The 15051-nt window shown below is 73.8% G+C and carries 11 protein-coding genes; 7 read left to right on the top strand and 4 right to left on the bottom strand.

The window, feature by feature from the left end; genetic code table 11:
* Positions 1-432: 432 nt before the first annotated feature.
* On the top strand, positions 433-4065 hold the full coding sequence (gene mfd / locus ACZ6R9_RS08860; RefSeq protein ID WP_380479738.1) for a transcription-repair coupling factor: 3633 nt from the start codon (positions 433-435) through the stop codon (positions 4063-4065).
* Positions 4066-4302: 237 nt separating this feature from the next.
* On the opposite strand, the gene ACZ6R9_RS08855 is transcribed toward mfd, so the two are convergent.
* Entirely contained in the window at positions 4303-4902 is a 600-nt protein-coding gene (locus ACZ6R9_RS08855; RefSeq protein WP_465537318.1) for a DUF4352 domain-containing protein, read from the bottom strand.
* 180 nt (positions 4903-5082) lie between these two features.
* Here ACZ6R9_RS08855 and ACZ6R9_RS08850 point away from each other — a divergent pair, with 180 nt between their 5' ends.
* The 3 genes from ACZ6R9_RS08850 to ACZ6R9_RS08840 all read left to right on the top strand — a co-directional run bounded on the left by ACZ6R9_RS08850 (position 5083) and on the right by ACZ6R9_RS08840 (position 9336).
* Positions 5083-7161 (top strand): N-6 DNA methylase, encoded by a 2079-nt coding sequence (locus tag ACZ6R9_RS08850; RefSeq protein WP_465537315.1) that lies wholly within the window; start codon positions 5083-5085, stop codon positions 7159-7161.
* Positions 7162-7234: 73 nt separating this feature from the next.
* Positions 7235-7765 (top strand): hypothetical protein, encoded by a 531-nt coding sequence (locus ACZ6R9_RS08845; protein ID WP_380479744.1) that lies wholly within the window; start codon positions 7235-7237, stop codon positions 7763-7765.
* On the top strand, positions 7762-9336 hold the full coding sequence (locus ACZ6R9_RS08840) for a serine/threonine-protein kinase (protein WP_465537313.1): 1575 nt from the start codon (positions 7762-7764) through the stop codon (positions 9334-9336). The genes ACZ6R9_RS08845 and ACZ6R9_RS08840 overlap by 4 nt, the downstream gene beginning before the upstream one ends.
* 37 nt (positions 9337-9373) lie before the next feature.
* Here ACZ6R9_RS08840 and ACZ6R9_RS08835 read toward each other — a convergent pair whose 3' ends face one another.
* Positions 9374-9829, bottom strand: coding sequence for a VOC family protein (locus ACZ6R9_RS08835; RefSeq protein WP_465537311.1), 456 nt, complete (start codon positions 9827-9829; stop codon positions 9374-9376).
* Positions 9830-9897: 68 nt separating this feature from the next.
* On the bottom strand, positions 9898-11751 hold the full coding sequence (locus ACZ6R9_RS08830) for a serine/threonine-protein kinase (RefSeq protein WP_380479750.1): 1854 nt from the start codon (positions 11749-11751) through the stop codon (positions 9898-9900).
* Between the two features lie 546 nt (positions 11752-12297).
* On the opposite strand from ACZ6R9_RS08830, the gene ACZ6R9_RS08825 reads away from it, so the two are divergent.
* Positions 12298-12927: a SurA N-terminal domain-containing protein gene (locus ACZ6R9_RS08825; protein WP_465537308.1), complete on the top strand. Its 630-nt coding sequence runs from the start codon at positions 12298-12300 to the stop codon at positions 12925-12927.
* Between the two features lie 22 nt (positions 12928-12949).
* Here ACZ6R9_RS08825 and ACZ6R9_RS08820 read toward each other — a convergent pair whose 3' ends face one another.
* Complete coding sequence (locus tag ACZ6R9_RS08820) at positions 12950-13141, bottom strand: hypothetical protein (protein ID WP_380479754.1); 192 nt, start codon at positions 13139-13141, stop codon at positions 12950-12952.
* Positions 13142-13303: 162 nt separating this feature from the next.
* Here ACZ6R9_RS08820 and ACZ6R9_RS08815 point away from each other — a divergent pair, with 162 nt between their 5' ends.
* Together ACZ6R9_RS08815 and ACZ6R9_RS08810 are read left to right on the top strand one after the other, a co-directional pair.
* Positions 13304-14329, top strand: a complete 1026-nt coding sequence (locus ACZ6R9_RS08815; protein WP_465537306.1) for a helix-turn-helix transcriptional regulator — start codon at positions 13304-13306, stop codon at positions 14327-14329.
* Between the two features lie 150 nt (positions 14330-14479).
* Positions 14480-14908, top strand: a complete 429-nt coding sequence (locus ACZ6R9_RS08810) for a hypothetical protein (RefSeq protein WP_465537304.1) — start codon at positions 14480-14482, stop codon at positions 14906-14908.
* Positions 14909-15051: the final 143 nt, after the last annotated feature.

Here is a 15051-nt window from a genome sequence, read left to right as displayed (position 1 = left end):
GTGGAGACAGGGAAGGCGCCGACGCCGAGATCTCGCGGCGCCAGCCCCAGGCAGGCGCCGCGAGTCCCGGCGTGAGTGGCGCGGGCGCCCCCACCCAGGGCCGCCCGGCCTTCGCACTCCCGACCCCCATCGGGGTGCGATCGCGCTTCCGCAGCCATCCCCCACGGTTGGATGCGGCCTGCGCTGCACACCATCCTGCGCGTCCACCATGGACAGACAGTGACAGGAGTGTGTCGGCTGCATGATCTCTGGACGAGCCCGTACGAATACCGGTAAGTCGCCCGGCGCCGCCGGCCGGGGACGCCACGCCACGTGCGGGGCCCCCGCGCGGCGTAGGCTGGACACCCCCGGGCGCACCGCGTTCCGGGACTGTCGCGCTGCCCGGCGGCCGTCTGTTGCCGGGCCAAGTCCCCGTCGTGGAGAACTTGACGTATGAGCCTGTCCGGACTGCTCGATGTCGTCGTACGGGACGCCGCCCTCGCCGAGGCGATCGAGGCGGCGGCCACGGGGCACAGGCAGCACCTCGACCTGGTCGGCCCGCCCGCCGCCCGGCCGTTCGCGATCGCGGCGCTGGCCCGCTCGCTGGCCGCCCGGGCCGGTGAGAGCGGCCGCCCGGTGCTGGCGGTCACCGCCACCGGCCGGGAGGCCGAGGACCTCGCCGCTTCGCTGCGTTCGCTGCTGCCGCCCGACGCGGTCGCCGAGTTCCCGGCCTGGGAGACCCTGCCGCACGAGCGGCTCTCCCCGCGCTCGGACACCGTCGGCCGCCGCCTCGCCGTGCTGCGCCGGATCGTCCACCCGCGTGCCGACGACCCGGCCGCCGGGCCGGTGCAGGTGGTGGTCGCCCCGGTGCGCAGCGTGCTCCAGCCGCAGGTGAAGGGCCTGGCCGAACTGGAGCCGGTGGCCCTGCAGCGCGGTGAGCAGCACGACCTGGAGGAGGTCGTCCGCAAGCTCGCGGCCGCCGCCTACGCCCGGGTCGAACTGGTCGAGAAGCGCGGCGAGTTCGCCGTCCGCGGCGGCATCCTGGACGTCTTCCCGCCGACCGAGGAGCACCCCCTGCGGGTGGAGTTCTGGGGCGACGACGTCGAGGAGGTCCGCTACTTCAAGATCGCCGACCAGCGGTCGCTGGAGATCGCCGAGCACGGCCTGTGGGCGCCGCCCTGCCGTGAGCTGCTGCTGACCGACGAGGTGCGCGCCAAGGCCGCCGAACTGGCCGCCCGGCACCCCGAGTTGGGCGAGATCCTGGACAAGATCGCGCAGGGCGTCGCGGTCGAGGGCATGGAGTCGCTGGCCCCCGTACTGGTCGACGACATGGAGCTGCTGCTCGACGTGCTGCCGGCCGGCTCGATCGCGGTGGTCTGCGACCCCGAGCGGGTCCGCACCCGGGCCGCGGACCTGGTCGCCACCAGTCAGGAGTTCCTGGCCGCGTCCTGGGTGGCCGCCGCCGCGGGCGCCGACCGGCCGATCGACCTGGAGGCGATCGACGTCTCCGCCGCGTCGCTCCGGTCGCTGGCCGACGTGCGCGAGCACGCCGCCGGGATCGGGCTGCCCTGGTGGTCGGTCAGCCCGTTCGCGACCAGTGACTCCACGGTGTCGGAGATCCTGGCCCGCGGCGGAGCCGCTGATTGGCACGGTGACGCCGACACGTTGATGCTCGGGATGCACGCCGTGGAGGCGTACCGGGGCGACACCGCGCGGGCGATCACCGACGCCCGGGAGCGGCTGGCCGCCGACTGGCGCGTGGTGCTGGTGACGGAGGGCCACGGCCCGGCCGCCCGGCTGGCGGAGGTGCTCGGCAACGAGGGCATCCCGGCCCGGTTGGTCGCCGACCTCGGCGAGGCCCCGACCCGGGACGTCGTGTACGTCTCCTGCGGCTCGATCGAGCACGGCTTCGTCGACGAGACCCTCAAGCTCACCGTCGTCACCGAGACCGACCTGTCCGGCCAGAAGTCCTCCACCAAGGACATGCGCCGGATGCCGTCCCGCCGCCGCAACGCCATCGACCCGCTGGCGCTGGCCGCCGGCGACTACGTGGTGCACGAGCAGCACGGCGTCGGCCGGTACGTGGAGATGGTGCAGCGCACCGTGCAGGGCGCCACCCGCGAGTACCTGGTGCTGGAGTACGCGCCCGCCAAGCGCGGCCACCCCGGCGACCGGCTGTTCGTGCCCACCGACCAGCTCGACCAGGTCACCAAGTACGTCGGCGGCGAGGCCCCGACCCTGCACCGCCTCGGCGGCGCCGACTGGGCCAAGACCAAGCAGCGCGCCAAGAAGGCCGTCAAGGAGATCGCCGCCGACCTGATCAAGCTGTACTCGGCCCGGATGGCCGCCCCCGGCCACGCCTTCGGCCAGGACACCCCCTGGCAGCGGGAGCTGGAGGACGCCTTCCCGTACGCCGAGACCCCCGACCAGCTGACCACCATCGCCGAGGTCAAGACGGACATGGAGAAGTCCGTCCCGATGGACCGGTTGATCTGCGGCGACGTCGGCTACGGCAAGACCGAGATCGCCGTCCGGGCGGCCTTCAAGGCCGTGCAGGACGGCAAGCAGGTAGCGGTCCTGGTGCCGACCACGCTGCTGGTGCAGCAGCACTTCTCGACCTTCGCCGAGCGGTACGCGAACTTCCCGGTCAACGTGAAGGCGCTGTCCCGCTTCCAGACCGACACCGAGGCGAAGACCGTGCTGGAGGGCCTGTTCGAGGGCTCGGTGGACGTCGTCATCGGCACGCACCGGCTGTTCTCCTCGGAGACCCGCTTCAAGGACCTCGGCCTGGTCATCGTGGACGAGGAACAGCGCTTCGGCGTCGAGCACAAGGAACAGCTGAAGAAGCTGCGGGCCAACGTGGACGTGCTCACCATGTCCGCCACCCCGATCCCGCGCACCCTGGAGATGGCGGTCACCGGCATCCGCGAGATGTCCACCATCACCACCCCGCCGGAGGAGCGCCACCCCGTCCTCACCTTCGTCGGCCCCTACGACGAGAAGCAGATCTCCGCCGCCATCCGGCGCGAACTGCTGCGCGAGGGCCAGGTGTTCTACATCCACAACCGGGTCGAGTCGATCGACAAGGCGGCGGCGCGACTGAAGGACCTGGTGCCCGAGGCGCGGGTCGCCACCGCGCACGGGCAGATGGGGGAGACGCAGCTCGAAAAGGTCGTCGTCGACTTCTGGGAGAAGGAGTTCGACGTCCTGGTCTCCACCACCATCGTCGAATCCGGCATCGACATCTCCAACGCCAACACCCTGATCGTCGAACGCGGCGACACCTTCGGGCTCTCGCAGCTCCACCAGCTCCGGGGACGAGTGGGCCGAGGACGCGAACGCGGCTACGCGTACATGCTGTACCCGCCGGAGAAGCCGCTCACCGAGACCGCGCACGAGCGCCTCGCCACCATCGCCCAGCACACCGAGATGGGCGCCGGCATGTACGTCGCCATGAAGGACCTGGAGATCCGCGGCGCGGGCAACCTGCTCGGCGGCGAACAGTCCGGCCACATCGCGGGCGTCGGCTTCGACCTCTACATGCGGATGGTCGGCGAGGCCGTCGCCGACTTCCGCCAGTCCCTGGAGGCCGGGGGCGCCGAGCCGGAGGAGGAGCCGCTCGAAGTCAAGATCGAGCTGCCGGTCGACGCGCACGTCCCGCACGACTACGCCCCCGGCGAGCGGCTGCGACTCCAGGCGTACCGGTCGATCGCCGCCGTCAACTCGGAGGCGGACATCGCGCAGGTCCGCGAGGAACTGACCGACCGCTACGGCAAGCTCCCCGAGCCGGTCGAGAACCTCCTGCTGGTGGCCGGCCTGCGACTGTTCGCGCGGCGCTGCGGCATCGGGGACATCACCCTGCAGGGCAACTTCGTCCGCTTCGGCCCGGTCGATCTGCGGGAGTCCCAGCAACTCCGGCTGAACCGGCTCTACCCCCGCACCCAGATCAAGTCCGCCGCCCAGCAACTGCTGGTGCCCCGGCCCAGCTCGGGCGGACGCATTGGCGGCAAGCCGCTGGTGGGGCGGGAGCTGTTGTCCTGGTCCACGGAGTTCCTGAGCACCATGTTCGACGACCTGAAGCGGTAGAGCGCAACCAGGGGCGCGGGGAACTGCGCGCAGCGGAAGGACCCGACCGCAAGATCGCGATGCAGGGCACTGACTTGCACTTGATCGCGACCTTGCGGACGTGGTGTGCGCTTGTCGCGCAGTTCCCCGCGCCCCTGTCTTCGCGCCCACCTGCGTTCGCGCAGCTCTCCCCGCGCCCCTGTGTTCGCACCCACCCGCGTTTCGCACCCACCCGCGTTTCGCGACGCCTGCGTACCTTTACAGCTTCCACTGGCCCGTCTGCTGGGCGAAGCCGCTGTCCATGGCGAACTGGATCTTGTCGAGCTTGGCGTCCGACGGGACCTCGAAGGTGATGAAGCCGAGGGCGCTCTCGCCGGGGGCGATGTTCGCGGGGACGGGGAACTCGGGGCCGGCCTTCGTCTCGTCGAGGGAGGAGCTGTAGCCCTGGCCCTTGTCGTCGAGGACCTTCGCGCTGTTGGCCGGGGCGTCGGCGTAGGCCGCGCTGCCGGTGGCCTTGATCCGGAACTGGACCGAGACGAAGCGCTTGCCGTCGGCGGGCTTGGTGAACTCGTCCGCGCCCTCCGCGTTGTCGACGACCTTCACCAGCGTGACGTCCGCGGTGTTGGACTTCTCCATGCCCTTCAGCCCGATGGTGTCGCCGAGCTTGGCGGTGGAGGAGCCGGCCGCCTTGCCCTGGTCGCCGCTGCCGCCGGAGGCGCTTGCGGCGGGGGCGGAGTCGGCGGCCTTGGGGCTGGTGGAGACGGAGCTCTTGTCGGGGCCGCAGGCCGTCGCGGCGGCGAGCAGGCAGGCGCCGAGGAGGACGGCGGCGGTGCGGCGGGTGCTGATGCGGACAGACATGACGGGCTCTCCCCCAGGGATTCTGCGGTGGGCCGGGGTTCCGGCGATGACTCCAGTAAAGCCTCGGGTGTGAACAGTGTCAATGCCAGTCCACGAAACCTCTCTGTTCACGTGTGAACACGCGGGGAGGACCGCCTGGCTATGCTGTGTGGCCACACCCCGCTGCTGAGGAGCCCGCGCATGTCGGAAAGTCCCGAGGTCACGGCCGCCGAGATCGCCCGGCTCGCCGGGGTCGGCAGGGCCGCCGTGTCCAACTGGCGCCGTCGCCACACCGACTTTCCGAGGCCCGCCGGCGGCACCGAGACCAGTCCGACGTTCCGGCTGGACCAGGTCGAACAGTGGCTGCGCGCGCAGGGGAAGCTCGCCGAACTGCCGCTGCTGGAGCGGGTCTGGCAGCAGCTGGAGTTGCTCCGTGACCCGTCCGGCCCGGCCGTCGCCCCGCTGGTGACGGCCGGTTCGCTGCTGCTCCTGCTGCATCGCGCTCCGTCCGCGTGGGCCGAACTCGCCGAGCAGCCGGACACCCGGCTGGCCACCGCGCTGCCCAAGGCACTGCGCCGCACCGTCGGCGCCCTGCTCGGGCCGGACGCGACGACGACGCTCGACCTGCCGCTGATCGCCGGCGCCACCCACCTGGACCTGGCCCGGCTGCTGGCCCGACTGACCGCGGAGAGCGCCCCGGCCGCCGCGTACGAGCAACTGCTGACCAGGTACACCGAGGCCAACCCCCGCCTCCAGCAGCCGATTCCGGCCCAGACCGCCGCCCTGCTGGCCGCGCTCGCCGGAACGCCGGGCGGCGACCGGACCGTGTTGGACCCGGCGTGCGGCACCGGCGGGGTGCTGCTGGCCGCCGCGCCCGCCGCCCGCCGCGGTCAGGACGCCGACCCGGGCCTGGCCGGCGTCGCGCTGCTGCGCCTCGCGCTGGCCGCCCCCGCCGACCGGCCCGGCCCGCTGCCGGTGGACGTCCGGGCCGGGGACGCGCTGCGCGCCGACGCCTTCCCGGGCCTGGCCGCCGACGCGGTGCTGTGCCGGCCGCCGTACAACGAACGCGACTGGGGCCACGACCAGTTGCAGTACGACAGCCGCTGGCCCGGCGGGGTGGTGCCGCCGCGCGGCGAGTCCGAACTGGCGTGGGTGCTGCACTGCCTGGCGCACACCCGCCCCGGCGGGACGGCCGTCCTGCTGCTGCCGCCGACCGTCGCGTCCCGCCGGGCCGGCCGCCGGGTACGGGCCGAACTGGTCCGCTCGGGCACGCTGCGCGCCGTGATCGCACTGCCCGCCGGCGTCGCCCCGCCGTACGGGGTGCCGCTGCATGTGTGGGTACTGCGCGGCCCGGAGCCCGGCGACGACTTCCGGCACCTGCTGCTGCTGGACGCCGCCACCGACGGCGGCCGCGAACGGATCGACCGCGCCGCGCTCCAGCAGGACGTCCTGACGGCCTGGCAGGCGTTCGACACGGCCGCCCGCACCGGTGGCCCGCTGCCCGCCGACCGGCCCGGCCGCTCCCGGGCGGTGCCCGCGCTCGACCTGCTGGACGAGGAGACCGACCTCACCCCGGCCCGCCACCTGCCCGCACTGCCCGCCGAGGCCGCCCCCGACGCACTCACCGCCCTGCGCGAGCACCTGGCCGCCGAACTCGCCCGGCTGGCCGACCTGGACGCCGCCCTGCCCACCCTCGCCGCCACCGGCGCGGCCGCACCCCCGCAGGTCAGCATCGGCGAACTCGCCCGCTCCGGCGCACTGGAGGTGCACTCCTCCGGGCAGGGCGCCCCCGCCCGCCCCGGCGGCCGCACCCCGCTGCTCACCGACCAGGACCTCCAGTCCGCCGCACCGCCGAGCGCCGCCACCGACGCCACCGACGCGCTGACGATCCGCCACGGAGATGTCCTGGTACCCGCGTTGGGCGGCGAGGGCGCACAGGCGGTGCACCCCGGCAGCCCGTACGCGGACGCCGCCCTCGGGGCCCGGCTGCACCTGCTGCGACCCGACCCGGCCCTGCTCGACCCCGACTTCCTGGCCGGCCAACTGCGCGCCACCGGCGCCGGCCGGCGGGCCAGCAGCTACGCGTCCACCACCAGCCGCCTGGACATCCGCCGGGTCGAGGTGCCGCGCGTCCCCGTCGAGCAACAGCGGGCCCTGGGTGCGGCGTTCCGCCGGCTCGCCGAGTACGAGGCAGCCCTGACCCGCGCCACCACCGAGGCCCGCACCCTGACCCGGGCCCTCACCGACGCCCTCGCCGCCGGGAGTTCCGGACCGGCTTGACGCACCGTCGGACCAAGGCGCGGGGGGTGGGGGTAGCGTGTGCGCAGCACATTCCCGTCGCCGAGGAGCTTCCATGCCCGCCCGCGCCGTGTCCGGCCCGTACCGGATCTGGGTGACGCTGCTGTGCGCCGCGGTGCCGGTGCTGACCCTCGGGATCCTCGGCATGGTGCCCTCGCTGGTGCTGGCGGTCGGGCGGCGGCGCCGGGCCGACATCGTCGGCGCGATCGTCATCGGGCTGATGCAGCTGGGGCTCTACGTGGCCGCCGGGCTGACCCCGTCGGGCGGGAAGATCAACACCCTGGTGGGTGTGCTGGTGCTGCTCCCGCTGTGGATCGGCACGCCGGTGCACTTCCTGCTGATGAACCAGCGCCGGTTCTGGCCGGACGCCGTTGCCGCCCCGCCGCCGTACCCGTACCCGGCGTACCCCGGGTACCCGGCCTCGGCCACCACGTACCCCACCGGCGCCCCGTACCCGCCCCCGGTCGCACCGCCCGCCGTCACCACCCCGCCGCCCGCCGCCGCACCGGGTGGTGTGACCGGCGCCGCCGAGCTGCGCGAGCTCGGTGAGCTGCTGCGCCGTCAGGCCGGGGACGGGAAGCCGTGAGCCGCACCGTCGGCGGACGGTACGCGCTCGACGAGAAGATCGGGCACGGCGGGATGGGACAGGTCTGGGCCGCCCGGGACCAGCAGCTGGGGCGGCCGGTCGCGGTGAAGCTGCTGCGCACCGACGCGGTGCCGTACCCGGCCGGTCGTGGTGACAGTCAGGGCGACCTGCTGCGGCAGCGGTTCCTGCGCGAGTGCCGAATAGGCGCCTCCCTCGACCACCCCGGTCTGGTCACCGTGTACGACGCGGGAGCCGACGGGGACGAGCTCTACCTGGTGATGCAGCGGGTTCCCGGCCTGAGCCTGGCCGACCTGATCGCCGAGGAGGGCCCGCTCGGCGTCGATCGGGCCGTCGCGGTCGCCGGGCAGTTGTGCGCCGCGCTGGCCGCCGTGCACGGGGCGGGGGTGGTCCACCGCGACCTGAAGCCGAGCAATGTGATGGTCCGTCCGGACGGGCGGGTGATCCTGCTCGACCTCGGCATCGCCGCCGCCATCGACCCCACCGCCACCCGCCTCACCCTCACCGGCAGCCCGATCGGCAGCCCCGCGTACATGGCCCCCGAGCAGGCCATGGCGACCGACACCGACCGGCGCAGCGACCTGTACGCGCTCGGCTGCATGCTGCACGAGATGCTGGCCGGCGGCCCGCCGTTCCCGGCGCCCACCGCGCTCGGCGTGCTGCGCCGCCAGGTCGACGACCCGCCCCAGCCGCTGCGCGCGCTGCGGGCCGAAGTGCCGCCCATGCTGGAGGAGTTGGTGCTGCGGCTGCTCGCCAAGCAACCCGACCGGCGGCCCGCCGACGCGGCCGAGGTGCACGCCCTGTTGCTGCCGCTGCTGCCCGCCCCGGCCGGCCGTCCGCGCACCCGGCTGCCCGCCGTCCCCGACCCGGCGGACCCGTACCGCTACCCGCACCACCCGGAGCCCACCGGCGCCGCCGACACACCGGCACCGCCGCCCGTGTTCGCGCCGCCCGTCCATGCCCCCGCCCCCGTCAGGCCCGAGCAGGAGACCCTGGCCGGGGCCTGCGCCCGGCTCTCCGACCTGGTCGCGGCCGGCCGGCACGCCGAGGTGCTCGACCTGTCCGCCCGCCTGCTGCCCCGGGCCGTCGCCGAGCAGGGCGAGGCCGCGCCGCTGGTGCACACGGTGCGCGCGATCCGGGCCCGTACCCTGCTCGCCGAACGGCAGTGGGGCGAAGCACTGCCCGAACTGCGCCTACTGGCCGCCACCGCGGCCGCCGAACGCGGCCCGCACGACCCGGCCGCCCTCGACCACCGCCGCCACGCGGCCCGCTGCCTGGAACAACTGGGCCTCACCCGCGAGGCCCTCGCCGAATACCAGGCCGTCCTCGCGGCCCTCCCGCCCGGCTCCGCCCACGCCCCCGACCTGCGCGAACGCATCGGTCTCCTGCTCGCCGCCACCGGCCACGTCGAGGCCGCCTGGCAGAGCCTGCTGGAACTCCTGCTGGAGACCGAGCGCCGCCACGGCCCCCACCATCCGGACGTCCGCCGCCTGCGCAGCCACCTGGAGCAGCTCGGCAGCCACCGCACCACCACCAACCCGTACGCGACCTGACCGAGCGGCGGTCCCGGGTCGGGGGATCTCACAGCCGTCAGACGACGTCGAACTCGTTGCCCTCGGGGTCCTGCATGGCCGCGGCGTACAGCCCCATGCTCGGCTCGTCCTTGATCTTCAGCACGGTGGCGCCGGCCTCGACCAGTTGCTCCACCGCGGCCCTGACCCGCTGCGCGCGGACGTCCAGCGGGACGTCACGACCGCCGCCGACCGTGAGGTCGAAGTGCCACCGGTTCTTGGCGGTCTTCGGCTCCGGAACCTGCTGGAACCACACGCGCGGTCCACGACCCGTCGGATCGACGATCGACTCCGGAATGTCGCCGGCCCCGGCCGGCAACTCCTCCGCAGGCACCCCTATCGCCTCCCAATAGGCGCGCCAGGTGGCGTACCCGTCGGGCGCGGGCTCGGGCACATAGCCCAAGGCCGGGGCCCAGAAGGCCACCATCCTCTGCGGATCGGAGCAGTCGATGGTCAGCTGCACGGTCATCTCCATGGCCGGAGCCTGCCGGACAGGTCTGACAGTCGATCCACGACGATCCGCCGTCGCCGTGGCGGGGGCTGTCAGCCCGCCGGGGGGATGCGCCACTGCTGGGCGGTGTTGCCCGGGGTGCACTTCTCCATGGTGGCCGCGTTGCCGGAGCCGTTGTCGGTCAGGCAGAGGCTGGCCATGTAGTCCTTGAGGTAGTACGCGCCCTGCGTGGGCGCCTGGACCACCGACCAGCTGGTCAGGACGTTGAATCCCGAGCGCAGGGTGACCGGTGTCCCGGTGTCGTTCTGGACCAGGATCGGCTTGCTCATGTTGCAGGGGTACAGCGCGTACCAGCCGCCCGGGTCCGGGCCGGAGCGGTACCAGCCGAACGAGGTGTTGCGGTCCATCACCGCCGCCGTGCCGCCCGCCAGAGTGTTCGTCGCCAGGCCGAGGCGCTGCCCGCTGCCCACCGAGGTCAGGTATCCCCAGCCGGCGCCCCCGCAGCCTGCCGGGGGCCCGGAGGTCGTGCCGCCGGTGCCGCCGCCGGCGGGTGGCGTGTTCGGCGGGGTGGTGGTGCCGCCGGGCTGCTGATTGCCACCACCGTTGCTGCCACCGCCGTTGCTGCCGCCACTGCCACCGCCGCTGCCGCCACTGGTGCCGCCTCCGCCACCGCCACCCTGGGACGGGTGCGTGCCGGTGGTGCCCGGCTGCTCGGGCGAGGGCTGCTGCGGGCCGGGGGAGGGCGAGTCGGAGGCCGGGGCCGAGGCGGAGTCGGAAGCGGACGGTGAGGCGGACCCGGGCGAGCTGCTCGACGCCGACGCCACCGGGAGGGGCGATCCGTCGCCGGGTCCCGAGATCGGGCCGGAACCCGTCTGCGAGGTGTCGGACTTCCACGGCGCGGCCTGGACCAGGAACACGCCGCCCGTGCCCAGCGAGATCACCACCGGTACGACGATCGGCAGCAGCAGTCGGCGCCGCCGGCTTTCCGGGCGCGGGGTCTCCTCGGTCCGCCCGCCGGTGTCCGCCGGAGGGGTGGCCGGGACGGTGCTCGGCGGCGGGGTGTCCGGCACGGTGGCCAGCAGGGTGTCCGCCGCCACCGCCCTTGCCGAGGCGGGGAGTTCGGCTGCCGCGCGCGCTGCCGCGGCCATCGCCGCCGCGTCCGGGAAGCGGTCCGCCGGGTCCTTGGCGAGCGCCCGCGCGACGAACTCCCGCACCGGCGCCGGGAACGCCTCGGCCAGTCCCGGCGGCGGCTGCTGGAGGTGCTTGACCACCACCTCCAGCACCGTTTCACCCGTGAACGGCGGTTGTCCCGTGAGCAGTTCGAAGCAGACCACACCGATCGAGTACAGGTCGGAGCGGGGCGTGACGGCTTGGCCGCCGGCCTGCTCCGGCGCCGCGTACAGGGCCGTGCCCAGTACCGAGTGGGTGGTCGTCAGCCTGGTGCCCGCCAACGCCCGGGCGATCCCGAAGTCCGTGACCACCACGCCGCCGTCGTCCCGCACCATCAGGTTCGACGGCTTCAGGTCCCGGTGCACGATGTCCCGCGCGTGTGCGGCGTGCAAGGCGTCCAGTGCCTCCGCGACCAGCCCCAGCGCCCGGGCCGGCACCATGGGGCCGTCCTGCGCCAGCACCAGGTGCAGCGGGCGGCCCTCGATCAGCTCCATCACGATGTACGTCGCCCGGACGTCCGCGGTCTCGGCCGGCTCGCAGTAGTCGATCACCTGGACGACGCCCGGATGCCGCACCGTCGCCAGGATCCGGGCCTCGCGCCGGAACCGCTCGATGAAGTCCTGCTCGTCACCCAGCCCCGGATGCATCACCTTGATCGCGACCGCCCGGCCCAGCACCCCGTCCTCGGCCCGCCAGACCTCGCCCATGCCGCCACTGCCCAGCCGCTCGCCCAGCGTGTAGCGCCCGCCCAGTACCGTGCCCGGTCCCCACATCATGCTTCCCCCATGACTCGGCCTGACATGACAGCTAGTCAAGAATCCCAAGCCTGCCAGGCCCCCGACACCCCGCCCGCCGTCAATCCCGTTCCTCGTTGCCGAACTGCGACCTGCGACCTGCGACCTGCGCCCTGCGGCCTGCGATGAACCCGGGGCCGGTGGTGCCGTTGCCGCCGCCCGAGTACCAAGGAGGAGCCGCTGCCCTGGATCCGTACGCCGGTCGGCACCAACAGCGGCTTCGCGATCCGGTAGTTGCCGTTCTGCGGGTCCCGGTGCCCGCCGCGGTCGCCGCGCCGATTCCCGCCCTCGCGGCGGCCGCCCGCAGCAGGTTCCGTCGTGTCGTCATGTCCCTTTCCCCCCAGGCGAGTAGGACGAATCGCGGCAGATCCTGGGCGAACGTTCGTCCACGCGCGGGGGAAGCGGACGATCTCGGACGGGGGACCGTGCGCGCGGGGTCTGGCACCCGGGGTCGGGGCTCCCTATTGTTCGTCCCAGCCACGTACGCGAAGCACCACCGGAACGCGCTCCATCGACCAGGAGGCCCCAGTGACCCGCACCAGCTCCGTCCGCCGACTTCGCGCCGCCCTGGGCGTGACGGTCGCCGCCGCCGCGCTCTCCGCCTGCGGCGGGGCACCGGCGCACCAAGGGGCCGCCGCCGTGGTCGGCGACGAGCGGATCACCATCGCGCAGGTGCAGGCGCGGATGTCGGCGGTTCGCGCGGGCGGCACCGTGCAGGCAGGCGCCCCGGCGGCGAACGAACAGTCCGGGCTGGCCCGGCACGCCGTCAACGACCTGATTTTCGACAAGGTCATCGGCCGGGCCCTGGCGGACCGCCGGCTGAAGGTCGACGCCGCCGAGATCGGCGCCGCCCGGTCCGCGGACAGCCGCACCGCGGGCGGTGACGCCAAGCTGGCCGAGCTGCTGCGGGTCAAGCGGGGTGTCCCGGCCGAGGGGATCGACGACTTCTACCGCCAGCAAGTGGGCCTCACCAAGCTGGCCGGCGGACAGGACCCGACCAGCGCCGCCGGCGACGCCGCGATCCGCAAGGCCCTGGTGGACGCGGGCACCGCGCTGCACATCCAGGTCAACCCGCGCTACGGGACGTGGGACACCGCCCGGATCGGACTCACCGACACCACCGACGACTGGCTGCCGATGAACGTCCGCCCGCTCTGATCCGGGTCGCCTCCGCTCCCGCTCAGTACAACTCGGGCTGGCACAGCGGCAGTTCGCAGCTTCCGCCCCAGGAGGTGTCGCCGTCCAGTTCGGCGCCGCCGGCCCGCACCGCCGCCGTCGGCCCGGACTGCGTCGCCGCGACCACGGCCGGGGCCGCGCCGGCCAGCGCGAGCAGCAGACCGGCGAACGCGACGGTGCGAGCGAACCGCTTCATGGCAGAGTCCTCCTGAGGACGGGAAGAGACGGGGGATCTTGGTGTCCGGGCCCCGAACCGGGGTCCGGCGCCTGGGAACTAGCATGGCGAGCGCCGGGTGCCCGAACCATCGCGCGGCCACCTCACCAACTGCTCTGGCAGCAAGATGACCGGGGGACGAAAATGGACCTATCGGCCCAAGCTCCGTTCACCGGAGCCGAGTTCGCGCCCGATCCGGCCGACGCAGCGGCCTACTCCTGGGTACTGGAACACGGCCGCCTCGACCCCGACGCGCTGGCCGGGCACCTCGCCCGCCAAGGGCTCGACCCGGCCGCCGCCACCACCGCCCTGGACCGCTTGACGGCCTGGCAACTGCTCCAGCCCGACCCGGCCGACCCCGGGCGCTGCCGGGCCCTGCCCCCGCAGACCGCGATCGCCGCACTCGCCGCCCCCGTCGAGGCCGAGATCCAGCGCAGCCGCGCCGAACTCGCCCATCGCCAGGCCCAGGTGGCCGGCTTCCTGGCCTACCACCGGCAGGTCAGGGAGACCGGCGGCGCCGGCGAGATCGAGGTGATCGCCGACCTCCAGGACGTCCGCGCCGCCCTCGACCGGGCCTCCGCCGACTGCCGCAGCGAGGTGCTCACCAGCCAGCCCGGCGGCGGCTCCCGCGTCCCCGCCGCGATGGAGGAGGCCCTGCGCCGCGACCGCGCCCTGCTCGGCCGCGGCGTCCGGATGCGCACCCTCTACCACCACACCGCCCGCTTCAACGGCCCCAGCCAGGCCTACGTGGAGGCCGCCACCGCCCTCGGCGCCGAATACCGCACCGCGCACGAGCTGTTCGGGCGGCTCATCGTCTTCGACCGCGAACTCGCCTTCCTACCCCTCAGCGACGGCACGTGGGGCGCGCTGGTGGTCCGTCAGGAAGCTCTTCTCGCCTACCTCTGCGGCATCTTCGAACAGGCCTGGTCGCTCGCCCGCCCGTTCGCCGCCGCCGCCGAGGACGGCCTCGAACAGGTCTCCCAGGAACTCGACCGCACCATCGTCCGGATGCTCGCCGCCGGCCTCAAGGACGAGGCCATCGCCCGCCGCCTCGGCATGTCACTGCGCACCGCGCGCCGCCACATCGCCGACATCATGGACGAGTTGGGCGCCGAAAGCCGTTTCCAGGCCGGCGTCGCCGCCGCCCGGGCCGGGCTGCTCGACGACTGACCCGACAACTGCCCCCGGGTGTCACGTGGCCCCGTTACCGGCCGCCCGGGACCGCCAAGCCGTGACTATCCGTCAATGCCGCCACGCCGCAACATTGATGTCAGCGGGGCACACCGGGCCCCGCCGGACAGCGGAAACGGAGGTGACGACATGCAGTGGGGACAGGACGAAGACCGTCCGACCGACCCGGAACGCGAGGTCGTCGCCTTCCTGAACCGCCGACTCGGCACCGGCCCGGCACTCCTGTGGACCGAGAGCGAAGCTCCCGGTGGCACCCCGCCGGACGCTTCCCCGACCCGCGGCGCGGCCCGCTGGGCCGACACCCTGCGTCACCACCTCGGCCGCCCCGTCGAACCCGCCCCGAGCCGGCCCGTCCGGCGGCTCGCCGCCCCGGAGGACAGCAGCCTGCTGCTCTTCCAGCACCACGGCGGAAGCCGGGTCCACCCCGCCGGCACCGGAACCCACCAGGGCGTCCGGCTCCTCCCCGGCCACTGGCTGCTGCTGCCCCCCGGCTGCGGCTGCGACCTCCAGTGCCGCCCCGGCGCCGAACCCCTGGCCCTACGGATCCCGACCACCTGATCCCACTCTCGGGCCGCACCCGGGGACGACCATGCCCCGCGCTGCCCGAAACCTCCCGATTCATCCCCCTCTCGAAGGAGTCCTGTCATGGGTGTTCAGAACACTGAGTCCGCGTCGAAGTTCGCTGCGCTGGCCCGTCAGGC

The sequence above is a fragment of the Kitasatospora sp. NPDC048662 genome (genome assembly GCF_055587065.1).
This window is presented reverse-complemented; position numbering and strand designations above follow the sequence as displayed.